General features: G+C 57.0%; 18 protein-coding genes and 2 tRNA genes. 10 read left to right on the forward strand and 10 right to left on the reverse strand.

Annotation, left to right across the window (positions count from 1 at the left end; all coding sequences use genetic code 11):
* Nucleotides 1-150 precede the first annotated feature (150 nt).
* The 3 genes from queE to KORM41_RS11080 all read right to left on the reverse strand — a co-directional run bounded on the left by queE (nt 151) and on the right by KORM41_RS11080 (nt 2,890).
* Nucleotides 151-783: a 7-carboxy-7-deazaguanine synthase gene (queE, locus tag KORM41_RS11070; RefSeq protein WP_068147614.1), complete on the reverse strand. Its 633-nt coding sequence runs from the start codon at nt 781-783 to the stop codon at nt 151-153.
* Between the two features lie 88 nt (nt 784-871).
* On the reverse strand, nt 872-1,567 hold the full coding sequence (gene queC, locus KORM41_RS11075) for a 7-cyano-7-deazaguanine synthase QueC (RefSeq protein WP_068147617.1): 696 nt from the start codon (nt 1,565-1,567) through the stop codon (nt 872-874).
* Between the two features lie 78 nt (nt 1,568-1,645).
* A complete protein-coding gene (locus tag KORM41_RS11080; RefSeq protein ID WP_068147620.1) occupies nt 1,646-2,890 on the reverse strand; it encodes a dicarboxylate/amino acid:cation symporter in 1,245 nt (414 codons plus the stop codon).
* A 275-nt stretch (nt 2,891-3,165) separates the two neighbouring features.
* Here KORM41_RS11080 and KORM41_RS11085 point away from each other — a divergent pair, with 275 nt between their 5' ends.
* On the forward strand, nt 3,166-3,660 hold the full coding sequence (locus tag KORM41_RS11085) for a hypothetical protein (RefSeq protein ID WP_231727231.1): 495 nt from the start codon (nt 3,166-3,168) through the stop codon (nt 3,658-3,660).
* Nucleotides 3,661-3,749: 89 nt separating this feature from the next.
* On the opposite strand, the gene KORM41_RS11090 is transcribed toward KORM41_RS11085, so the two are convergent.
* Entirely contained in the window at nt 3,750-4,868 is a 1,119-nt protein-coding gene (locus KORM41_RS11090; RefSeq protein WP_068147626.1) for an OmpA family protein, read from the reverse strand.
* Between the two features lie 229 nt (nt 4,869-5,097).
* The gene (locus KORM41_RS11095) at nt 5,098-6,156 is read right to left on the reverse strand and encodes a DUF2336 domain-containing protein (protein ID WP_231727239.1); all 1,059 of its coding nucleotides are present in this window, start codon (nt 6,154-6,156) and stop codon (nt 5,098-5,100) included.
* Nucleotides 6,157-6,674: 518 nt separating this feature from the next.
* Here KORM41_RS11095 and KORM41_RS11105 point away from each other — a divergent pair.
* The gene (locus tag KORM41_RS11105; RefSeq protein ID WP_068147632.1) at nt 6,675-8,216 is read left to right on the forward strand and encodes a methyl-accepting chemotaxis protein; all 1,542 of its coding nucleotides are present in this window, start codon (nt 6,675-6,677) and stop codon (nt 8,214-8,216) included.
* A 61-nt stretch (nt 8,217-8,277) separates the two neighbouring features.
* Here the strand turns inward: KORM41_RS11105 and KORM41_RS11110 are convergent.
* A tRNA-Asn gene (locus KORM41_RS11110) sits at nt 8,278-8,352 on the reverse strand.
* A gap of 179 nt (nt 8,353-8,531) precedes the next feature.
* Here KORM41_RS11110 and KORM41_RS11115 point away from each other — a divergent pair.
* Nucleotides 8,532-9,497: a class I SAM-dependent methyltransferase gene (locus KORM41_RS11115; protein WP_068147635.1), complete on the forward strand. Its 966-nt coding sequence runs from the start codon at nt 8,532-8,534 to the stop codon at nt 9,495-9,497.
* An 81-nt stretch (nt 9,498-9,578) separates the two neighbouring features.
* Here the strand turns inward: KORM41_RS11115 and KORM41_RS11120 are convergent, their stop codons facing one another.
* Both KORM41_RS11120 and KORM41_RS11125 read right to left on the reverse strand, forming a co-directional pair.
* Nucleotides 9,579-11,483: a calcium-binding protein gene (locus KORM41_RS11120; protein WP_068147637.1), complete on the reverse strand. Its 1,905-nt coding sequence runs from the start codon at nt 11,481-11,483 to the stop codon at nt 9,579-9,581.
* Nucleotides 11,484-11,706: 223 nt separating this feature from the next.
* Nucleotides 11,707-11,780 (reverse strand) — tRNA-Cys (locus KORM41_RS11125).
* Nucleotides 11,781-11,952: 172 nt separating this feature from the next.
* Between KORM41_RS11125 and KORM41_RS11130 the strand changes: the two genes are divergently transcribed.
* From KORM41_RS11130 to KORM41_RS11145, 4 genes are all read left to right on the forward strand, one after another.
* Complete coding sequence (locus KORM41_RS11130; protein ID WP_082719865.1) at nt 11,953-12,855, forward strand: diguanylate cyclase; 903 nt, start codon at nt 11,953-11,955, stop codon at nt 12,853-12,855.
* A 220-nt stretch (nt 12,856-13,075) separates the two neighbouring features.
* A complete protein-coding gene (locus tag KORM41_RS11135) occupies nt 13,076-13,729 on the forward strand; it encodes a protein-L-isoaspartate O-methyltransferase family protein (protein ID WP_156431950.1) in 654 nt (217 codons plus the stop codon).
* 160 nt (nt 13,730-13,889) lie between these two features.
* Nucleotides 13,890-15,269 carry a TolC family outer membrane protein gene (locus KORM41_RS11140; protein WP_068147640.1) on the forward strand — a complete coding sequence of 460 codons (1,380 nt, stop codon included), beginning with the start codon at nt 13,890-13,892 and terminating at the stop codon, nt 15,267-15,269.
* A gap of 185 nt (nt 15,270-15,454) precedes the next feature.
* Complete coding sequence (locus KORM41_RS11145; RefSeq protein ID WP_068147643.1) at nt 15,455-16,015, forward strand: DUF2497 domain-containing protein; 561 nt, start codon at nt 15,455-15,457, stop codon at nt 16,013-16,015.
* Between the two features lie 75 nt (nt 16,016-16,090).
* On the opposite strand, the gene KORM41_RS11150 is transcribed toward KORM41_RS11145, so the two are convergent.
* Nucleotides 16,091-17,161: a retropepsin-like aspartic protease gene (locus tag KORM41_RS11150; RefSeq protein WP_068147647.1), complete on the reverse strand. Its 1,071-nt coding sequence runs from the start codon at nt 17,159-17,161 to the stop codon at nt 16,091-16,093.
* An 84-nt stretch (nt 17,162-17,245) separates the two neighbouring features.
* Here KORM41_RS11150 and KORM41_RS21860 point away from each other — a divergent pair, with 84 nt between their 5' ends.
* From KORM41_RS21860 to KORM41_RS11160, 3 genes are all read left to right on the forward strand, one after another.
* A complete protein-coding gene (locus KORM41_RS21860) occupies nt 17,246-17,443 on the forward strand; it encodes a hypothetical protein (protein ID WP_156431951.1) in 198 nt (65 codons plus the stop codon).
* A 16-nt stretch (nt 17,444-17,459) separates the two neighbouring features.
* Nucleotides 17,460-20,114: a valine--tRNA ligase gene (locus KORM41_RS11155; RefSeq protein WP_068147650.1), complete on the forward strand. Its 2,655-nt coding sequence runs from the start codon at nt 17,460-17,462 to the stop codon at nt 20,112-20,114.
* Nucleotides 20,115-20,252: 138 nt separating this feature from the next.
* On the forward strand, nt 20,253-21,011 hold the full coding sequence (locus tag KORM41_RS11160; RefSeq protein ID WP_068147652.1) for a substrate-binding periplasmic protein: 759 nt from the start codon (nt 20,253-20,255) through the stop codon (nt 21,009-21,011).
* A gap of 26 nt (nt 21,012-21,037) precedes the next feature.
* Here the strand turns inward: KORM41_RS11160 and speB are convergent, their stop codons facing one another.
* A complete protein-coding gene (gene speB / locus KORM41_RS11165; protein WP_068147654.1) occupies nt 21,038-21,940 on the reverse strand; it encodes an agmatinase in 903 nt (300 codons plus the stop codon).
* Nucleotides 21,941-22,128: the final 188 nt, after the last annotated feature.

Below are 22,128 nucleotides of genomic sequence, written 5' to 3' on the forward strand. Positions count from 1 at the left end.
CATCCACGTCATTCCGTGCCCTGCCGAAGGCAGGTTACGACACGGAATCCATGAGAAATAGTGACTTCGCCCTTGGCGAAGGCTTTTTGATTGATATGGACCCCGGATCGCCTCCGGCGCTGTTGCGCCGGGTCCGGGGTGACGGTTTGGCTAAGGAATATCGATAAACTTGTGGGTTTGCAGGCTCAGCCGCCACTGTGGGTGGGCCTTGCAGTAATCCACGGCCTTGACGGTATTTTCTGCCTGCGTTTCGCAGTCCATCGGCTGCAGGAAGAAATGCTCGAAATCCAGATGTTCGAACTGGGCCGGGTCGCCGCCCGCTTGCGGGTACACAAGCTTCAGTTCCTGGCCCTTCGTCACGATCATCTCTGACCCGATTTTTGGGCTGATGCACAGCCAATCGACGCCCGCGGGTGGCAATACCGTGCCGTTGCTTTCAACCGCGATTTCAAGCCTGGCATCGTGGAAGGCCGCAACGAGCGCCTCATCCAGCTGCAGCAAGGGCTCACCGCCCGTGCAGACCACAAGCGGCTTCCCGCTTTTCCCGAGCCACAGGGCCTTCACAGCCGTAGCAAGGTCATCAGCGGTCTTGAATTTGCCGCCGCCTTCGCCGTCTGTGCCAATGAAATCAGTGTCGCAGAACTGGCAGATGGCTTTTGCCCGGTCGCGCTCAAGCCCGGTCCAGAGATTGCAGCCGGCAAAGCGGCAGAACACGGCCGGGCGGCCAGCTTGCGCGCCTTCGCCCTGCAGTGTGTAGAACATCTCTTTGACCGTGTAGACCATGATTGGTTTCTTTCGTCATTCGCCGACTTGATCGGCGAATCTATGGCTGTTTTGGACTCGCTGGTCAAGCTAGCGAGTGACGATTTTCCTAGTCCTGATACCGCGTCGGGTCGGCAAGGCTGGCTTCCGCGAAGCCTTTCTTGCGCAACAGGCAGCTATCGCAGTGGCCACAAGCCTTGCCCTCTGTGTCCGGGTCATAGCAGCTGATGGTCAGGCCGTAATCAACGCCCAGACGCGTACCTTCGGCCACAATCTGGGCCTTGGTCATGTCAATGAGCGGTGTTTGGATGCGGATGCGTTCGTCTTCCGTGACACCTGCCTTGGTAGCCAGGTTCGCCATGGCTTCGAACGACGCGATATATTCGGGGCGGCAATCGGGGTAGCCGGAGTAATCCAGCGCATTTACGCCGATGAAGATATCCTTGGCGCCGATCACTTCTGCATACGCCAGTGCGAACGACAGGAAGATGGTGTTCCGGGCCGGCACGTAGGTCACGGGGATATCATGGCTCATGTCGTCGTCAGAGCGGTCCTTGGGCACATCAATGTCTGCTGTCAGCGCGCTGCCACCAAACAGGCGCAGGTCCAGCTCAGCCGTTTTATGCTCGGTCACGCCCAGGTGTTTGACCACCCGGTCTGCGGCCTCAAGTTCAACGCTGTGGCGCTGGCCGTAGCGGAATGAAATGGCGTGGACATCAAACCCCTGGTCACGGGCGATCGCGATCACTGTCGCGCTGTCGAGCCCGCCGGAGAGGAGTACCACTGCTTTTTTCTGCTCAGTCATAACGTACCTTATAAATCAAAACCGCCCGGCGTATAGCACCGGGCGGCTCGTTTGATAAGAAAAAACCTCGGGTCCGGCTTAATCGACCGGCTCTGCCTTGAAGACTTTTTCGTCCAGCTCGCCTTCCCATTTGGCGACAGCCGTACCGACCGAGAGGTCGCCGGTCACGTTCACCACCGTGCGCAGCATGTCGAGCGGGCGGTCAAACGGGAACACAAAGCCAACGATCAGGAAGGTCTGCGCGTCCTCAATGCCGATTACGCTGAGGACGGTCGCCAGCAGGAACAGCGAGGCCGAAGGGACCGCCGCCGTGCCGATGGACACCAGCGTGGCGGCAAAGGCGATCATCAGATACTGCTCAAGCCCCAGTGGCACGCCAAGGACTTGCGCCGCAAACACAGCCAGGATGCCCACATAAATGCCGGAGCCGTCCATATTGATGGTGGCGCCCAGTGGCAGCACGCTTGAGGCGACTGTTTTGCTGACACCCAGGTTTTCCTCAGCCACTGTCATGGTAACAGGCAGCGTGCCTGAGCTTGACGAGGTGGAAAAGGCCACAAGCTGCGCGCCCGTGATGTCGCGGAAGAAGCGGCTGGGTGGCAGCTTCAAGAGGAACTTCATGATAGCGCCGTGGGTGATCAGCACATGAATCACACAGGCGGCGATAACCGAGGCCGCGAGCGGTACAACAGTAAAGAGCTGCTGGATGCCGCCCTGGCCAACGACCTTGGAGATCAGGGCGAACACGCCAAACGGTGCCACTTCCATCACGATATGGGTTACCTTGAGCATGGCTTCAGAGCCATCATCGGCGAACTTGGCCAGGGTCTTGGCCTTGCTGCCTGCCATCAGGATGCCTGCGCCCAGGATAAGGGCGAAGAAGATAATGGCCAGCATGTCGCCGTCAGCCAGCGCCGCGAGCGGGTTGGTCGGGATAATGCTCAGCAGGCGTTCAGCCAGCGGCTTGGCAGGCGGCAGTTCCTTGGCAACAGCGCCGGAAATGTCCACGCCAATGCCCGGCTGCACAATGGCAGCAACCGTGAGGCCAATGGTGATGGCAACCAGCGTGGTGCCGATATAGAGCATGAGCGTCTTGATGCCCAATGATCCCAACCGTTTCGGGTCACCCATGGCGATAACGCCGGATACCAGCGTGATGAACACCAGCGGCACCACGATCATCCGGATCAGGTTGATGAAGATATCGCCAATCCAGGAAATCTTCGCGGCATGCTCGCCTGCAAGCGCGCCAAAGACGATACCGAGCACCAGCATCGCCATGATACGCTTCCAAAGCGTGATCTTGAACCAAGCGGAAAACATGTGTCCCTCTCCCCAGAACATTGTTGGCTGCGTGGTCCGCAGCCGGTTTCTATTTGCGGCCTAGGGTTAAGCGAAATGGCTAGGATGGCAAGGATTATCCGAAAAATATTCCGTTATTCCCATGGCTTACCGTCTATCTTTTATGGCGGGAAGCACCCCTGTGCGACGTCTAAAATTATAGCCGTTTATAGACTATTCATCTTGGCGTGTTAGAGTGGCATTGAGGTGGATAGAGGAAAAGTGGGGCAGGCGTGGGACCGATCACGAAATCTGGTTTGAAATCTGTGTTGCTTGCAGGCGCTGTTGTGCTCTCGAGCATGCCGGCTCAGGCTTGTATCAAGCAGGCTGAGCTGAAGGCCGATCAGCTTCGGTTCCTTGAGCTGCAGCTCAAGGTGGCGGCGCTCAAGTGCCGTTTTGAGAACCCGCGGTTTGCCGCGCTCTATAACCGGTTTGTCGGGGCGCACAAAGGCGCAATCAAGGCCAGCCGCTGGCCTGTAGAAGCTTATCTCGCGCGCCAGACCCGCATGAATATGGACGCCTATGTCACCAAGACGGCGAACCGTATTTCGCTTGAAAGCATCGACGTAGACGGTTTTTGCGCCAACGCAGCAGTAGTGGCCGACATGGCGGCATCTTACGCTGATCCGCTGATGGTGATGGACCTTCTGCCGGTGCAGTACCGCACACCGCGCCCGGTCTGCAAAAAGGGCCTTCCGCCGACCACGGCCGCGACTGGCGGGGCTGGGCGCATAGAGACCATAGACCGCTAGCCCAGTGCGAAGCTTAAGTCCTGGTGTTTCCCCAAAAGAAAAGGCCGCCCGAATGAGCGGCCTTTCTTGATTTTGGTCTGTTGCGCGGATTAGCGCTTCAGTACGATTTCCGCGCGGCGGTTTTGCGGCTCGCGCACACCGTCTTCGGTGGCAACAAGCGGCGAGCTTTCGCCTTTCGCATCGGTCATGATGAAGCGGGCTTCAATGCCTTCAGCCATCAGGGCTGCTTTCACAGCAGCAGCGCGGCGCTCGGACAGGGCCTGGTTGTAGGCTTCAGTGCCGGAGCGGTCAGCGTGACCGGTTGCCATGATGCGTACAGCCTTGTGCTCTTTGAAAGCTTTGGCCGCTGCCTTGATGATGCGGGCAGCGTCCGGCGTGATGTCGGATTTGTCGAAGTCGAAGAACACCATGAACGGGCCGGGCAGGGCCACTGGCTTCGGCTCTGGTTTCTTTTCTTCAACAACCTGCGGCGTTGCAACAGGGGCCGGTGCCGGCTCCTGGCGAACAACAGGCTCAGGCGCCTGACGGACAGGCTCAGCCTGACGCGGCGCGGACTCAGCACCGAAACGCCAGCTCAGGCGCACGAACACTTCGTTGTTCACGACTTTATAGTCAGACGTGCGCGCTTCGGTCTGGAAGCCCCGGTCATGGGTGCGGAAGTGGCGGAAGCCCATACCAAGCTCAAGGCCGCCGTCAATCGGCTTCAGGATTTGAGCCATCACCTGATTGGCGAACTGCCAACGGCTATCGTCCATAACCAGCGTTTGGCCGGAGCGCAAACGGTTGACTTCAACATCTGCGAAACCGAAGCCTGCGCCAACAAGCGCCTTCCAGCCGCTGAATTCAGCGAATTCATACCAGGCGTTCGCCATGATGGCGGAAGATTTCTGTACGCCGCCAGCAAGATTGTGGCCGAGATCAAGGTCCAGGCCGCCAGCGCCATCTACTTCCATGGAGTGGTAGCGGTTGGTACGGATGGCATATTCACCTTCAAGGCGCCATTTGCCGAAGGTGCGGCCAGCATACAGGCCGCCCATCAGGCCCAGGTTTTTCTTGTCGGAAAGCGAGAGGCCGCTCAGGCTATTTTCCACCGAACCACGGTCAGAGCGCGTGCCGCCCATCTCAAAGCCGGCATAGAAATTATTGTCGTCGGCCATTACGGCGGTGGCACTGGTGCTCAGCAGCAGCGATGCGATCAAAACACGCATAATCTATTTCCCCTTTTGTAGATCAATAAGATCGATCTGGACATTAATCCGGGGAATAAGCTTGAAATCGGGCAGAAACAAGCTGTTTTCATGCCTTTTTTCGCATTATGTGGGAAACAGGGGCGGGCTGTTGCAATTTGGTCGCAACGGGATTGCAGCCTGATCAGGCTTTTGGGGCTTTCATGGGGTAGCCTGTGAAGGCTTGGGCTGGGCTGGAGCAGGTGCGGTGTTATGCGGCACTTTGCGGCGTCATTCTGCCGGACGGGCGGCTTTGCCACAAAGAGGGATTGCCAACTTCGCGCCGGGCGCGCCGGGCGCCATAGTGGCGGCGGGCCAGCTTGTGAATATGCTCGATATGGCCATCTTCCAGGTTGCAATCGCGCATCAGCGCCTGGAACTGCTTGAGATTGGCCAGATGCAAGACCTCGCGAATTTCAGTGAGGATGCGGCCTGCAAAGGCCGCAAGCCCGCTTTCAAGGAAGGCAAGACACCCGCGGTCCGCCATCGCAAGCATCAACTCAGGGCTTAATTTGCCATTTTGGCGAAGGTCAAGCACATGGGCATGAACCTGACCCGGTGTTGCATGCCTGATCTGTCGCCATATGGTCTCGTGTGTGCTGTTGACCATCACGGTTTTTGCAACAGCCGGGTCCACGCCATACCTTTCAGACAGTTCTTTCCGCAGCTGATCACCTACATGGTGCAGAATCTTGGTCACAATTGAAAGCGGCAGGTTCGGCCGTTTGGCAATGGCTTCAATCACCCTGGCGTTATCGGCAAAATGGTCGAGCACCATGGAGGCGAGCGCGTCATCTATTCCCACACTAGGGTTGCCGATGACTGTGAGCGCTGCATTGTCGTTGGCGTGACAGATCAACTGGCGGCTGGCTTTTGCGCCGATATCGGACCGTACGGCAATCGCCAGTTGGGCGTTGTCGCTAAGGAGCGGAATCAGTTCTGCCATCAGGCTGTCAGACAGGGCCGGTGTCACGCGCAGGAATGGGACGGCAACCTCATCAGCATCGCAGGCGATCTTGGTGATGATGGTTTTCGGCAGCCGGGTGTATTTCCTGAGCTCAAAAGCCAAAGTTTCCCGAACCTGCAGGCAGAGGTCAGATGCCAACGCTTCCGCCAGAAGGCATGCCGCGGCATATTTTTCCTTGTCGCGATTCTGGGGGAACAGCTGTTCGCCAGCTTTGCGCGCCAAAGTAACACGCTCTGGGACCGCAAGACTGCTGATACAGTCACTGGCTGTATTCGGCTTGGTTACGGGTTGTTTTTCGGACATGGCATCTACCGCGTTCTGCATGTGTTAACCTTGGCCCCTTCCATTTCCCAATCACCGTAGCAAAAATAAACCTATAGGAGAAACTATAAAAAGTTTGGGCGCAGAGGTTGTGCATATTTCCGTAAAATAATAGGCATTTCTTAAGATGTCTGCCTTAGATTGAGAGCTGCATACGATTGGGCGTTGTTGGGAAGTTTTGCCATGAGGGCATTTCTATACGGCGTGTGCGCTTTACTAGTGCTAGGGCTAGTCCAGTTATGGCCTTCTAAAGGCGGCCTTTGGCTGGTTCAGCTATCTCCTTTAGCTACCGACGATCAGGCTGTTGCTCAACTCTTCCAAATGCCCGTCGATCTGGTCGACGTGGTTGGCAGCAACTCATTTCTTGTGAAACCTCATCGCGATGTCTCGCCCGGGGTTTTGATCCAGCGCGGTGCAGTTCTCGTAGTGGAGGCGCCAATTGATTTTGGCTGTGTCCCTCCTAAAAAAGCATCCGCCTGGCAGGCAAAGGTAAAATCCTTATGAATATGATTGAAGATATCCGGTCAACCTTCTCGCGTTTCCTGACATACGCACTGGCTGCCCATGTTGTACTTGTTGCTGCAGCGGCACTCTTGCTGGGACAGGACGTAATGGCGCCCGTGCTTCTGGCCATTCTGCTGGCGGTGGTCCCCATTGCGGTGCACTGGCGTGTGGGCGCGTCGCAGTTGCAACGCGAACTTGCGGGCGCTTCCATGGTCTTGTTTGCGGCCCTTCTGGTTTATGTGTTCAGGGGGCACCCCTGGCAGATCGACATGCATATGTATTTCTTCGCCGTATTGGCGCTGCTGGGTGGTTTCTGTGACTTCCGGGTCGTGCTGGTAAGCGCTGCGGTGGTAGCCGTTCATCACCTTCTGTTCAATTTCCTTGTGCCAACGTGGGTCTTCCCCGACGGAGCTGATTTTTGGCGGGTGGTTTTGCACGCGGTCATTCTGGTGGTCGAGGCTGTGTGTCTGGTTTGGCTGACACAGAAGCTGGACGCATCCTTCAAGTCGGCGGAGATGGCACAGGTTAAGGCTGAAGGTGCTGCTGAGGAAGCTGTTGCCGCCGCGAAAGAAGCCGAAACAATGAAGGTTGAAGCAGAAGCCGCGCTTGAGCAGGTCAAGCAAAACGAGGCAGAGAAGAAGCAACTGGAGCAACAGGCAGCCAGAGAGCGCGAGGAGGCTGCAGAGCGGGCCAAAGCCGAGCGCGCGGCCGCCGCCGCTGAATTTGAAAGCTCAGTCAACAGCCTGATTGCCGAACTGTCTGCGTCTATTGAAGAACTTGGCGGCAATGCCCAGTCGCTGCAGGATGCCGTAGCCATCGCGGATGACAGGGTTGGCAGTGTCAGCGACAGCTCTAGCCGCGTGAATTCGAATGTCAGCACGGTTGCTGCCAGTACTGAAGAAATGTCAGCTACGGCACAGGAAATCTCCCGCCAGGTTGCGCAGACAACCCAGGTCGCCGAAGAGGCGTCCGATCAGTCGTCCGTGAGTGAACAGGCGATCAAGGAACTGACCGTCAGGTCAAATGAAATTCGCAATGTGATTGTGATGATCAGTGATATCGCTGAACAGACAAACCTGCTGGCGCTTAACGCCACCATCGAAGCAGCCCGCGCCGGTGAGGCGGGCAAGGGCTTTGCTGTTGTCGCAAGCGAGGTGAAGAGCCTGGCGAACCAGTCCGCCAAGGCCACGGAAGAGATCGAAGGCCTTGTGGAGCGTATTATGAAGGCGACAACAGCGGCAGAAGAGGCTAATCGCAATATTGTCACCATCATCAACAGTGTCCGCGATAATGCGAATGGCATTGCTGCTGCGGTGGAAGAGCAATCCGCGTCCACGCAGGAAACAGCCCGTGCTGCGCAGCTTGCGGCAGAGGATACAGCAGGGGTTGACGAAGCGGCCGCAGAACTTCTGGACGTTGTGTCGAAAGTGTCGCAGACCTCGAAACATTCTGCCTCCCTTGCCACCCTGTTGGCCGGCAAGATCCAGGATGTCAGGACAAGCGCAAACAATTTCGTGATGCAGCTGTCCAGTAGCTGATTCAGGTGATGCAGTAACAAAAGAAAAAAGCCCGGAAGCAAAACTTCCGGGCTTTTATAATTGGCTCCCCAGGGCGGATTCGAACCACCGGCCAAGCGGTTAACAGCCGCTTGCTCTACCACTGAGCTACTGGGGATCATGGTAGATGTTCGGGGCGTCCGGAGCATCACTCCGTGGCCGCGAATGGGTGCCTTTATACTCATATTTTTCAGCGTGCCAAGAGTAAATTTACATTTTTCTTGTGGTCTTGTGAAAATACCTTGAAACGCTTGCGCTTAAACGGCTTCATTGGGGCGGCAAGTCAACGGGGGCATAATGGGCGACAAAGAAAACAGCTGGTTCTGGCGGGACTATTGGCAGCAGGGGCAACTGGCCTGTTGTCTTTCTGACGACCTGCGTGCTGGCTATGACGGCCTATTGGCCGAAACCTGGGCCGATTTCTTCGCACGCTTAACCGATAGGGCATCGATTCTGGATGTTTGCACCGGTAACGGCGGGGCAGCGCTTCTGGCAGCCAAAGCCGCGCGAAATCTTGGTTGTAGCTTTGACATTCTGGGTGTGGATTTGGCACTTATTGACCCTGCGGCTCATGTCAAAATTGATCCTGATCTTATTCGGGCGGTCCGGTTTGAGGGTGGTGTGGACGCAGCCGCGTTGCCGTTCGAAGATGGCAGATTCGATGCCGTCACCAGCCAGTTCGGTATTGAATATGCGGGGCTTGATCACCCGGCGCTGGAAGCCGCACGTGTGTTGAAAAACGGTGGGCGCCTGAGGTTCGTGGTGCATGCCACAAAGGGGATTGCCGAAGAAGGCGCGCGGCATGAACTGACGCTGGTTCCCACCCTTGGTTCAGCCCGGCTGCACGAAGCGCTCAGGCGAGCACTGAAGGCGGTCGATTCTCTCAACCGCGGGCAGGGCACCCGGTCTGAGGCAGAAAGTGCGGTCGAGCAATTCATTGGTGAGATTGAAGAACTGGACAGCAAACTGAAGGACCATCCGAACCAGGCCACGATCCTGACACTGGGGCGCAGGCTGCTCAGGCTGTTTGAGGCAATGGAGACAGCCGCCATTCCGGACATCCTGCGCGAAGTGGATGCATCTGAACGGTCGGTGGAGGCGCATCTGTTGCGGCTTGAGGCGCTTGCGGGCGCTGCGTCGACCGAAGAAGACATCACCTGTGCAGTGGGGGCCATGAGGGTCGCAGGGGTGGACGCAAGATATCATGCCCTGATGGACGGCCCGGACATGTTGGCCTGGGTGATCGAAGGCCTGAAGCGCTGATCATAACCAACTGCAATATTCAGCTCAAAAAAAGCCTGGGCCAAATTCAGCCCAGGCTTTTGTTTCTGGTTCGCGAGCACCTTAGAAGGTGATGTTCATATCCGCCAGGTCTGCCAGCGTGATGCCAACCAGGAAGATTGATGATCCCCCGCCTGTGTCGATCAGGAGGCCGGTGTCAGCGCCTATTGTTGTCTCCTGCGATGCGGCCTCAAGGTCGCTGACGCTGATGAAGTCGGTCGTGGTGTTGGCTATATAGAGCGTATCTTGAGCTGTGCTGAAGTCGCTCACCACATCGTTGCCATGGCCGCCTCCGAAATAGAACGTGTCGGCACCGTCGCCCCCCGTAAGCGTGTCATCGCCGGTACCGCCGTAAAGTTCATCGTCACCACCGCCAGCGTCTACGATGTCATCACCGCCGCCGCCGAACAGGTCATCATTGCCTTCATTGCCACCCACGTCATCGTTGCCCGATGAGCCAAAGATGGTGTCGTCGCCATCGCCGCCACGGACGTCATCGTCACCGTCATCCTTGCCTGCATAAACGATGTCGTCACCGCCGCCGGCGTCAACAATATCGTCGCCGTCGCCGCCGCCAATGACATCCTTGCCGCCCGCGCCATAGATCCGGTCGCTGCCACTACCGGCCCACACCGAGTTGCTGGCGTTGCCGTCCTGCTCTTCTTCGCCTTCGTCAAATTCGCCGTCCTGATCGTCGTCATTCCAGCTGCCTACAATCATCACATCGTCGCCGTCACCGCCATACAGCGTGTCGTCGCCGTCATCGCCGAGGCCGTTGTCGTCAAAGTCGTCGCCTACGACAATGTCGTTGCCAGTGCCGCCACCGACAACATCATTGCCCTGGCCACCGGCGAATTTGTCGTCGCCATCATCGTCAGCGCCTGCGAAAATTTGGTCATCGTCATCGCCGCCATCGATGGTGTCATCCCCGGCGCCACCGCTCAGGAAGTCGTTGCCGCCGTTGCCCTTTAGGTTGTCGTTGCCGTTGTTGCCCTTCAGCCTTTGGGCGCCGTCGTCGCCTTCATGATCATCGTCTTCGTCGCCGCCGTCGAAATCTTCATCATCTGGCTCGTCGTCGGAACCGTCGCCCTCTTCGTCGAGATCAATCGCGCCAGCGGACAGGTTGCCGAGGTCGAAGTCAAGAAGGGTCAGGGTCTTGCCGTTGCCAAGGTCAATGACAACATTGGCGCCCGACTGGGTGGCGTTGTCGAGAAGCTGGGTGAAGCTATTGAGCGTCTCGATGTCGTCCAGGTCGATCCGGTCGCCCTCATTCGGGTTGAAGTCTGTAATGACGTCGGATGACCGGTCATCGATTTCGAATTCATCCGCGCCGCTGCCACCGGTGAGCCTGTCGTTGCCGTCGCCGCCGTCAAGCTCATCATCGCCGTCGCCACCGTTGAGCGTGTCGGCGCCGCTGCTGCCCTTGAGTTCGTCTGCACCCGCACCGCCTGTCAGGATGTCGTTGCCAGACCCGCCCTTGAGCTCGTCATCGCCGTCGCCACCATCGATGGTGTCATTGCCGTTGCCGCCCTTGATTTCATCTGCGCCCAGGCCGCCTGTCAGCTTGTCTGCGCCGTCGCCGCCATCGACCTCATCATCGCCGTTGCCGCCATCGATGGTGTCGTCGCCGTCATGGCCGTCTATTTCATTGTCGTCATCATCCCCGTCGAAGGAATCGTCGTCTTCGTCTTCGTCATCGTCAGAATCATCGTCGTCAGAATCATCATCGTTTGCGTCGCTATCATCGTCATCGTCGTTTGCGTCGCTATCATCGTCATCGTCGTTTGCGTCGCTATCATCGTCATCATCGTTTGCGTCGCTATCGTCATCGTCGTTGCTATTCGGGCCTTCTGGCGCGGCAGCCATCGGTGCCGCAGTCGATCCCGCTACAAGTTTGTCGAGAAGGGAAGGGATGACGACACCTTCAAGGATGTCATCTGTTTCAAAATCGTCGAATTGATCAGACATGCGATAGCTCCTGTCGTTCATAGGCAAGCTTTCGCGCGGCGTATTGCCGTGCGAAAGCTCTAGTTTCCATGCAGCAGTCTAGCACGCCTGTGTTACAGGGATTTGACCGAAATCAAGGATAGGGAACCTGCGGCGGTTTGGCTGCGGCGCAAAGCGGGGACAAAAGAAAAAGGCGCCACAGCTTTATCAAGCCGTAACGCCCTGCAATTTCTTGCTGAATTCTTGGAGGCGCGAACCGGAATCGAACCGGTGTACACGGATTTGCAATCCGCTGCGTCACCACTCCGCCATCGCGCCTCTCGTGGTGGTCCGGAACGTATAGTCAGACGTATAAGAAGGGTCAATAGCTTTTTGGTGTGTTTGTGCGCATCCGGGGCTACGGCCGAACAATCTTTTGCAGGCAATCATTTTTTAAGGCATTGTCGCTAAAGCTGATTGGGGAACAGGTGGCAAGAAACAGGAATGAGGCGTGGACCATAAAATCCTTATCATTGATGACCTTGAAATCATGCGGACGATGCTGTCCGGCATTGCAAGCGAGTTTGGCGAGGTTGTGACGGCGGCAACGGGCAAGGACGGCCTGATCGCGGCGCTTGAGCATAAGCCGACCTTGATTCTTTTGGATGTTAACTTGCCAGATATCGACGGCTTCAGGGTGTGCGAGGCCCTGAAGAAAGATTACCGCACGCAGGATACACCCGTTGTGCTGATTACCGGCATGGAAAAGGACGAAGATGCCGAATCCAAAGGGCTGACCATCGGGGCGTCTGATTATATCCTGAAGCCCATCAAAGTGCCGGTGGTGCGGGCGCGCATCAATACCCAGCTGACGCTGGTTGAAAAATCCCGCGCGCTTGAAAAGGCCAACGCGGAACTCACGCGCCAGGCCATGACCGATTCGCTCACCAATTGTTTCAACCGGCGCTATTTCATGAATGCCGCCGATATGGAGCTGAGCCGCATGAAGCGCCACGGCTACCCTGTTGTGGTGGCCATGATCGATATCGATCATTTCAAGCGCATCAACGACACATACGGCCACGAAGTGGGCGATGAAGTGCTGGCCGTTGTGGCCCAGTGCTGTGACGAGACCGTGCGCTATGAGGACACTTTGGGGCGCTTGGGTGGCGAGGAGTTCGCGGTCCTTCTGCCTGTTGCAGACAGCGACGGCGCCTACGGCGTTCTGGAGCGCCTGCGCCAGACGGTGGAGGGGCTTGCGTTCCCGAACGCACCAGACCTGACGGTGACCGTCAGCATTGGTATCGCGGAACTTGAGGAGAAGGATATCGCAATCGACGGGGCGCTCAAGCGCGCAGATGATGCGATGTATGCCGCCAAGAAAGCCGGTCGCAACCGCGTAGAGATCGCCTGATACAAGCTTGCCGTCATGGCCGCTCACAGCATCCTTCCGTCGCAAAATCCGGTCGGATTGCCGCAGGGGATGGTGTGCTGAAGCCGTATTATGATAAATCGCAGGCAGACTTTGGCAGATTTTATGGGGTTTTTACGTGAAAACGCGTTGCTTCAAAGCGTCTTGCTATTTATAAAGCGGCGAGATTGTCACTGTAGTTATTAATGTAGAGGTTCAAACCGTGACCCAAGCAGCAGTCGCCCGCAGCCACATGATCGATTGTCAGCTTCGCCCCAATGAGGTGAACGACGAGCGCATTATTTCCGCCATCGAAGGTGTTGCGCGCGAGCTTTTCGTGCCGAAAGCCAAGCGTGCCATCGCCTATGTGGATGAAGACCTGGATATCGGTGAAGGCCGTTTCCTGATGGAGCCGATGATTTTCGCGCGTCTCGTGACCGCCGCAGAAATCGGACCAAAGGACCTGGTGCTGGATATCGGTTGTGGCACAGGTTATTCCGCCGCTGTGATCGCGGGCCTCGCCGACGCGGTCGTAGCACTTGAGGAAAACGAAAAATTCGCCGCAGCGGCTGAAAAGAAGCTGTCGGACCAGGACGTGATGAACGTGGCTGTGATGAACGGCAAGCACCGCGACGGTGTGGCCAAGCAAGGCCCGTTTGACGTGATCATCATCGAAGGCATGGTTGAAGAAGTGCCGGCTGGTCTTGTGAAACAGCTGAAGGACGGCGGCCGTCTTGTGTGCGTAAAACTTGAAGGCGGCGTGGGCCGCGCCCATATCATAAAAATGGAAGACGGTGTGGCGTCTGCGCGCAATCTCTTTGATGCGAATGTGCCGATGCTGCCGGGCTTCGAGGTTGAAAAAGGTTTTGTATTCTAAGGCTTGATAGGATTTAGGTTTTTCCCCATCAAGGTGGAGTTGATACAGAAAAAGTGATAAAAACCGAATACCCCTAGGGTCAGATAGGAAAATATACAGGGATAAGAACCTGGAATTCTACGGCCCGCATAATATACAGCGAGGAAACAAGGAGAATAAAATGAAAAAGGGGATCGTCTCACTGCTTGCAGTGACAACTGTGCTTATGGGTTCTGTGACAGCGTCAGCTGAATCGCTTGAAGAAGCGCTCGCAGCAGCCTACGAGAGCAACCCGCAACTGATGGCCCAGCGTGCCGCACTCCGTGCAACGGACGAGGGCGTGTCCCAGGCACAGGCGGGCTTCCTGCCGAACCTTTCCGGTACATATACATACGGGGAAAGCAAGACCAAATCGCCAAACGAGCAAGGCGTAAACATATCCGTGCCGGGTTCCAGTGAGCAGTATATCCTTACGGCGAACCAGAACCTGTTCAATGGCTTCCGTGATCGCAATGCCATGAAGCGGGCGAAAAGCTCAGTTATGGCGGGGCGTGCACAGCTGCAGTCGGTTGAACAACAGGTGCTGCTGGAAGCTGTGACTGCTTATATGAACGTGCTGCGCGACGAAGCGGTTGTGGACCTGAACAAGAACAACGTACAGGTGCTGGAGCGTCAGCTTCAGGCCAGCCAGGACCGCTTCCGTGTGGGTGAAGTGACCCGCACTGACGTGGCCCAGTCTGAAGCCCGCCTTGAAGGCGCCAAATCCAGCCTGCTGACGGCGGAAGCCACATTGGCGGCAAGCCGCGCGCAATATCGCCGCGTAGTTGGCAATACGCCTGCATCCCTTGAGACGCCAACGAGCGATCCGGTTCTGCCGGCTTCCCTTGATGAGGCTATTGAAACCGCTATGCAGCTTAGCCCTGGTGTGATTGCTGCGCGCTACAATGAAGAGTCCGCCGCCTATCGGGTTAAAGAAGCTAGTGGTGCTCTTATGCCGTCGCTGGATTTGCAGGCGAGCTGGACCGACAGGACTCAATCAGGATTTGACGAACGTGTTGGTCGTACTTTTGATCGGCCATCCACCACCAAGTCTATTGGTGTGCAGCTGAGCGTGCCTCTCTATCAGGGTGGTGCGCGTTATTCAGCCGTGCGTCAGGCCAAGCAGCAGCGCAGCCAGCGTCTGATGGAAATCCGCCAGGCTGAGCGCGTGGCACAGGAAAATGTGTTCGTGGCGTGGGACCAGTACCGCGCAGCCGTTGGTCAGATCAAGTCAACCGAAGCGCAGGTTCGCGCCAGCGAGATCGCCCTTGAGGGCGTGCGTCAGGAAGCCTATGTGGGCTCCCGCACCACGCTTGACGTGCTGAACGCCGAGCAGGAGCTCCTGAACGCGCGCGTGGCACTTGTTCGTGCCCAGCGCGACGAAGCGGTAACGGCTTACAGCCTCGTTTCTGCGGTAGGCAAGCTGACAGCCAAGGACCTGCGCCTGGGCGTGGCTGCCTATAACCCTGAGCGTTACTACGACAAGGTCGATACCAAATTCATCGGTACCGACGTCGAATAAGGCGCTCGCGGATAAAAAATATTCAAGGGGTCTTCGGGCCCCTTTTTTATTGCCCACTGGTTCTTTTCAAGCCAATGCGGCGCATGGGTGGATGCACTTAACCGCCTTTGTGCGCTTAAGAATTATTGACACGGGACTCTCTTAACGGTACCTCTGGTTCAGGGAGTGTTAACAGTGGCTGGTCAATGAGCGATAACGCATCTGAAGACGAACCGACTATGGAAGAGATCTTGGCGTCTATTCGCCGGATCATTTCTGACGAGTCGGAGGAAGAGGCAGCGGAACCTGAAGTCGAAGAGGACTTCGAGGAAGCGCCTGCTGCTGAGCCCGAGCCTGAACCGGAGCCTGAGCCCGAACCCGAACCTGTGTTCGAACCGGAGCCTGAGCCCGAACCAGAGCCAGAGCCCATTCCCGAACCCGAGCCAATGCCCGAGCCGGAACCTGTTCCGGAACCGGAACCAATGCCCGAGCCGGAAGAAGAAGATGTCTTCGAACTGACCGAGCTTGCGAGCGAAGGTGAGGTGGAAGCAATTGTTTCGCCTCCGGTAGAAACCAGGACAGCCGAAAGCTTCGCGCACCTGACCCAGATGATGGTGGCAGGCTACGAAGGGGCGGACAACACGCTTGAATCACTGGTGCGCGCCATGCTCAAGCCGATGCTGCAGGGCTGGCTGGATGAAAACCTGCCAGGTATCGTGCAGGACGCGGTAGAGCGTGAAGTCGCGCGGATCGCCCGCCGCAAGTAGGGCTATACCACCAAGCAGGCATTCCGGGGCGCTTTCAGGCGCCCTTTTTCTTGGCCGATGCCTTTTGCCTGAGCCTCAGTCGGGCACGACCTCTGTGTCGCGCTTGAGGACAATCGTTGGTGTGATGCCGATGCGCGGTGAGAAGTCCTTGACCACAAACCCCTCGTTGCCAGGCGTGTAGATCACCTCATTGCTGATCTGGTAAGCGTCACCAAAAGAACGAACACGTGGGTTCAGCCACAGGCTGTTGCGCTCCAGATCTATGGCATAGCGGAAGGGCAGGAACATGCTGGCCCCGATAATGCCTTCTCTTTCATCGGTTTTCGTTGGCGCATTCGGGCCAATGAAAATGGGGATATTCTTGAAGATCAGCCGTCCGAACTTGATAATGCCATAATAGATCACACCCTTGTTTTCAGCCTTGAACTGTTCCCGCTCAGTAGGGTTGGTTGCCTGCGTGAAGTGCCTATCGTCCCACAGCACGATCCCGCCCGGATAGCCGGTGTCCATCAAGAGCTTTTTGACTGTCGGACGTTTTTCCCATGGCAGGCGGGACCGGTGCAGAAGGTAGGGCGTTCGGCCGTCCATATAAAGCTGGTGGCGGTATTTGAACCGATCGCCCAACTTGGAACCGTGCCGGATCAAGGCCATGGTTTTTTGTGACGGGATCACCTCCACGATATAGGCGTCGAAGAAGTCGCGCCCCAGGATGCCTTCAATCCGGAAGCTCAGGTCGCCTGATATCTCATCGCGGTTCTCGATAAAGAGCGTGTTATGGCTGGTGAAGCGGAAATCCCCGGCTGTGAAGTCAACTTCTGAAAGCCGGTATCCCTTGGTGGCGGCGCGGAAGGCCGGGAAACTGATATCGGTGGCTTCACCCGCCTTGATGGTTTCATCCGAAAAGCCGGGGTTTTTGAACAGCACGCTGGTGGAGGCACCGGTGTCCAGCAGCATCTGTACTGGCGTGCCTTTAACCTTAAGCGTGACATGAACCCGGTTGTTGATGATTTCAATGGGCAGGCGGGCAAGCACATCGGGGTCAGCCTCTTCTTGCGAAGCTTCTTCTGCTGCGGGCTTCTCTGTGATGGGCGGGGCGGCATGTAAGGATGTGACTGGCATTAGCGCAAGAGCCAGGAAAGCGATCACACAACCTGTCAGGTACCCTCTGTATCTTGCCTGATAAAACCCAATCATTTCAGAAGCCTACCGGATTCCACGCGGGAATTAAAGATGAACCAAAGCTATAGCGGAACCGGACGCGACAAATTGCCGTCGCAAATTTGGGACATATCGGGCGCAAAAGAGCAAAAAACATATGATTTCGGCGGATTGAGGGTTTCGTTTTCGCCCATTTTTGTGCATTGTGCGGCGCTGTTTTTAGGAAAGAAAACGGATGCAGCGCGAATGATGCGCAATCATCCCGGATAATAACGGATTTTTTGAAATGTTGGATAAGACCTATTCCCCGGCGGATATTGAAGGCAAATGGTATGAACATTGGGAAACGTCTGGCGCATTCAAGTGCGGCCAGCGCGCTGATGCTGAACCTTATGTCATCGTCATGCCTCCGCCGAATGTGACAGGCAGCCTCCACATGGGTCATGCGCTGGATAACAGCCTGCAGGACACTCTGATCCGTTTTGAGCGCCTGCGCGGCAAGGACGTGCTGTGGCAGCCGGGCACCGACCATGCCGGCATCGCAACCCAGATGGTTGTTGAGCGCCAGATGGATGCCGAAGGCGGCCCCACCCGCCAGGAAATCGGCCGTGAGGCTTTCCTGGAGCGCGTGTGGAAATGGAAAGCGGAATCCGGCGGCACCATCACGGGGCAACTCAGGCGTCTTGGTGCGTCGTGCGACTGGTCTCGCGAAGCTTTCACCATGGACGAGCCGCGCTCTAAGGCCGTGATCGCCAAGTTTGTTCAGCTTTATAAAGAAGGGCTCTTGTACAAGTCCCAGCGCCTTGTGAACTGGGACCCGAAGCTGAAGACCGCGATTTCCGATCTTGAGGTGGAGCAGAAGGAAGTTGATGGCAACTTCTGGCATTTCCATTACCCGATCGACGGTGAAGAAGGCCGTTTCATCGAGATCGCGACCACGCGGCCCGAAACCATGCTGGGCGACACGGCGGTTGCGGTGCATCCAGAGGACGAGCGCTATAAGGATCTGATCGGCAAGTTCGTCAAGCTGCCGCTTGTGGGGCGCCTGATCCGCATTGTGGGTGATGAGCACGCAGACCCCGAGCAGGGCACAGGTGCCCTCAAGGTTACGCCTGCGCACGACTTCAATGACTTTGAAATCGGCAAGCGCCACGATCTGGAGATGATCAACATCTTCGATGAGAACGCCTGCATCAACGACAACGCGCCAGAGAAATACCGCGGCATGGACCGCTTCGAGGCCCGCAAGGCCATCGTGGCTGACATGGACGCCGCAGGCTTCCTTGTGAAGGTTAAGCCGCACCGCCACATGGTGCCGTATGGCGACCGTGGCGGCGTGGTGATCGAGCCGTGGCTGACCGAGCAGTGGTATGTGGACGCCGAGACGCTGGCGAAGCCGGCTATCGAAGCGGTTGAAACCGGCAAAACCAAATTCATCCCGAAGAACTGGGAAAAGACCTATTTTGAATGGATGCGCAACATCCAGCCATGGTGCGTGTCTCGCCAGCTGTGGTGGGGGCATCGCATCCCGGCATGGTACGCGCCTGACGGCACGGTGTTCGTTGAAGAAACTGAAGAGGCAGCTTATGAGGCCGCCAAGGCCAAGCTGGGCGACGATGTCACGCTGACGCAGGACACGGATGTTCTCGACACCTGGTTCTCCTCCGCCATGTGGCCATACAGCACGCTCGGCTGGACCGGGCACGAGGACGCCGCCCTGGACACCGTGAAGAAATACTATCCGAACACCACGCTGATCACGGGGTTTGACATCATCTTCTTCTGGGTTGCCCGCATGATGATGTCCGGCATTCACTTTATGGGCGAGGTGCCGTTCAAGGATGTTTACATCCACGCGCTGGTGCGCGACGAGAAGGGCGCCAAGATGTCCAAATCCAAGGGCAATGTGATTGACCCCCTGGAGTTCGTTGAAAAATACGGCGCAGACGCGCTTCGCTTCACGCTGATCGCCATGGAAGCCCAGGGCCGCGACATCAAGATGTCCGAGAAACGGGTGGAAGGCTACCGCAACTTCGGCACCAAGCTTTGGAACGCCGCGCGCTTCTGCGAAATGAACGGCATTGCGGGCTCAGACACCGTTGAAGCGCCGCAAGCAACGCTTGCTGTGAACAAATGGATCATTGCAGAAGTGGCGAAAGCGGCAGAGGGTGTCACCAAGGCGCTTGAGGCCTTCCGCTTCAACGACAGCGCCGATGCCATCTATCACTTCACCTGGGGCACCTTCTGTGACTGGTATGTGGAGCTGATCAAGCCTGTTTTCTGGGGTGAAGATGAGGCCGCCAAGGAAGAGACACGCCGCGTTGCTGGTTGGGTGCTGGACCAGATTCTGGTGCTCTTGCACCCCTTCATGCCGTTCATCACCGAAGAACTTTGGCACGCCACGCGCGACGATCGCCCCTATGACCTGATCCTGGCCCAGTGGCCCACCATTGCCGTGGCCGCAGACGGCGCGGATGAGGAAGTCAACTGGGCGATCAAATTCATTTCCGAAATCCGCTCCACGCGATCAGAAATGAATGTGCCTGCGGGTGCGAAGGCAACAGCGCTGGTGGTTGGCGCCTCTGAGGCCACGAAGGCGCGGCTTGAAAGCTTCCAGGACATGATCTGCCGCCTTGCGCGCCTTGAAAAGGCCGAAGCGGTTGATGCGGCTGAAAGCAAGGGATCGGCCCAACTGGTGGTGGACGAGGCGACTGTGTACCTGCCGCTTGCAGACCTGATGGACCTCGACGCAGAAAAGGCCCGGCTTGAGAAGAACCTTGAGAAGCTCTCGAAAGAGGCCGGTTCCTTGAAGGGTCGGTTGAACAACCAGGGCTTTGTGGCCAAGGCGCCAGAGCATGTTGTGGCAGAGGCCAAAGAACAGCTTTTGGATCTTGAAGGCCAGATCGAGAAGGTCAAAGCTGCGCTCACGCGTCTGGGCTAACGCCACATCGCATAAAGATCAGGGAAGGGGCTTCACAGCCCCTTTTTTGTTGACCAGGGCACTACAAACCCCCACGCCATTGTGTTTCCGTCAGTTTTGTGTATAAGGGCTGCGGGATTAAGGGAAATTGGGGACTGTATGCGGCCTTTTCTGGCATCATTCATGTTGTCGTGCGCGCTTATTTGCGCGCCAGATTCCGTGCAGGCGGAAGAGGTGAAGCTCGTGATGGCGGGCGCCGCAATCCCCAAGGTATTCGAGCCCGGCAAGGGCGGCCCCTATAACGATTTCTATGCTGATGTTGTCGCCAAGGCGCCGGTCAAGACCGATCTGGTGATGCTGCCGGTCAAGCGGTTGGCGCGGTCCTTCTTCGAGAAGCAGGTGGACTGCATGTATATGGCGACCAGCGACAAGACCTTCTACATCCAGAATGGCGTGCCCCTTGATACGCTGACAGCCTCCAGGCCCTTCAACCGTTTGTTCATGCGCGCCTATAGCCGACCCGGAATGGCAGCCCCTTCAGGCTGGAGCGCCCTTGAGGGCAAGCTGATCGCTGGCGACGAAGGCATTCATGTCAGCACCATCGCGCAGCGCACGCTGCCGTTTGCCAAAGACATGCTTTACACCAAGACGGTGGATGAAGCGTTTGAACTTCTGGCCGCGGGCCGCGTGGATGTCACCGTTGCCTATTCCATTGATGCACGGCAGTATTTCACCCGCGCAGGCCTGGACGGCTTCCCGGCTGACAAGCGCTTTTCGCTGCTGACATTGGGGGAAAGCATAGCCTGCTGGCCTTCTGTTGAGGCCAACAAGCTGGTTGCTTATCTGGATCGAGAGATTGACCGGCTTCACGCAGACGGTGCGCTCATGTCCCGATACGGGTTTGAGCTGCACGACTGAAGCGAACCCGCCCCTTTTCTTAAAAATTAACCGCGAGCGAGGCCGATCAGATATAGGATGTCGGCCGCGATGGTTGCGCCTGCAAGTGCCGTGATCTGTGCCGGGCCTTCATAGTGCGGCGCAACTTCAACCTGGTCACCCCCCACGATATTGAGGCCTGCAATGGCTCGTAGCACGTCCCGAGCATAAGCGCAGTCAGGCCCGCCCACGACAGGCGTACCGGTCGCCGGAGCAACGCTTGGGTCAAGAAAATCGATGTCGAATGTCAGGTAGGCCGGGCGGTTGCCAACCCGCTCCCGGATTTTCTGCGCGAGTTCCTCGGCTGGTGTGCGCAGGCATTCGTTGCCATCAATCACCATCATGCCATGGCTATCGGGGTTTGGTGTGCGCATGCCCATCTGGATCGAGTTTTCAGGCACGATGATGCCTTCTTTAATCGCATGATAAAACATGGTGCCGTGATTGAGATCCTCGTCCGTCCATGTGTCGGAATGGGCATCAAAATGAATGAGCGCGAGCGGGCCGTGCTTGCGGGCGTGGGCGCGAAGGAGCGGATAGCTGATGGAATGGTCACCGCCGATGGTCAGGAGGGAAGACCCAGTCGCCAGCACTTCGTCAGCCTTTGCTTCAACAGCTGGCATCAGCCGGTCGGTATAGGCTGTAAAGCCAGATACATCGCCAAGGTCAGCCACCTTGAAGCGGTCGCGGAAATGGAAGTCCCACGGCCAGACGCCCCAAGGGAACTCCGCCATGGTGAGCGACATTTCGCGCACGGCACGTGGGCCAAAGCGGGAGCCGGACCGGCCAGTGGTGGCAAGATCAAACGGCACGCCCATAACGGCGATATCAAGGCCTTCTGCCGATTGGGCAGCAGGCTGACGGAAAAAAGTGATCAAGCCGACATACGGCTCCATCATGCCCTCAGACATGGCTAAACTCCTTGGTTGACTGCTTCCTTCATACGGTGCTGTCGGTTGCCGTGCAATCGAATTAGGCGCAATTAAAATTCAAAAAATAACAATTTGCTTTTCATTTATTATCGACAGTGCGGGGGTGCACGGCTAAAGTCGCGCACAGATTCTAAGTTGAGATCGGGCGTTGCCCGACAGTGAGTGGA

Source organism: Kordiimonas lipolytica, assembly GCF_001550065.1.

Excerpts from the sequence above, each read along its gene's own strand:
- KORM41_RS11120 (WP_068147637.1), bottom strand. The coding sequence starts at position 11,483 with ATGTCTGATCAATTCGACGATTTTGAAACAGATGACATCCTTGAAGGT.
- KORM41_RS21860 (WP_156431951.1), top strand. The coding sequence starts at position 17,246 with ATGAACCAAAGCTATAGCGGAACCGGACGCGACAAATTGCCGTCGCAA.
- KORM41_RS11160 (WP_068147652.1), top strand. The coding sequence starts at position 20,253 with ATGCGGCCTTTTCTGGCATCATTCATGTTGTCGTGCGCGCTTATTTGC.
- KORM41_RS11090 (WP_068147626.1), bottom strand. The coding sequence starts at position 4,868 with ATGCGTGTTTTGATCGCATCGCTGCTGCTGAGCACCAGTGCCACCGCC.
- KORM41_RS11140 (WP_068147640.1), top strand. The coding sequence starts at position 13,890 with ATGAAAAAGGGGATCGTCTCACTGCTTGCAGTGACAACTGTGCTTATG.
- KORM41_RS11095 (WP_231727239.1), bottom strand. The coding sequence starts at position 6,156 with ATGTCCGAAAAACAACCCGTAACCAAGCCGAATACAGCCAGTGACTGT.
- KORM41_RS11105 (WP_068147632.1), top strand. The coding sequence starts at position 6,675 with ATGAATATGATTGAAGATATCCGGTCAACCTTCTCGCGTTTCCTGACA.
- KORM41_RS11145 (WP_068147643.1), top strand. The coding sequence starts at position 15,455 with ATGAGCGATAACGCATCTGAAGACGAACCGACTATGGAAGAGATCTTG.
- KORM41_RS11155 (WP_068147650.1), top strand. The coding sequence starts at position 17,460 with ATGTTGGATAAGACCTATTCCCCGGCGGATATTGAAGGCAAATGGTAT.
- KORM41_RS11080 (WP_068147620.1), bottom strand. The coding sequence starts at position 2,890 with ATGTTTTCCGCTTGGTTCAAGATCACGCTTTGGAAGCGTATCATGGCG.
- speB (WP_068147654.1), bottom strand. The coding sequence starts at position 21,940 with ATGTCTGAGGGCATGATGGAGCCGTATGTCGGCTTGATCACTTTTTTC.
- KORM41_RS11115 (WP_068147635.1), top strand. The coding sequence starts at position 8,532 with ATGGGCGACAAAGAAAACAGCTGGTTCTGGCGGGACTATTGGCAGCAG.
- queC (WP_068147617.1), bottom strand. The coding sequence starts at position 1,567 with ATGACTGAGCAGAAAAAAGCAGTGGTACTCCTCTCCGGCGGGCTCGAC.
- queE (WP_068147614.1), bottom strand. The coding sequence starts at position 783 with ATGGTCTACACGGTCAAAGAGATGTTCTACACACTGCAGGGCGAAGGC.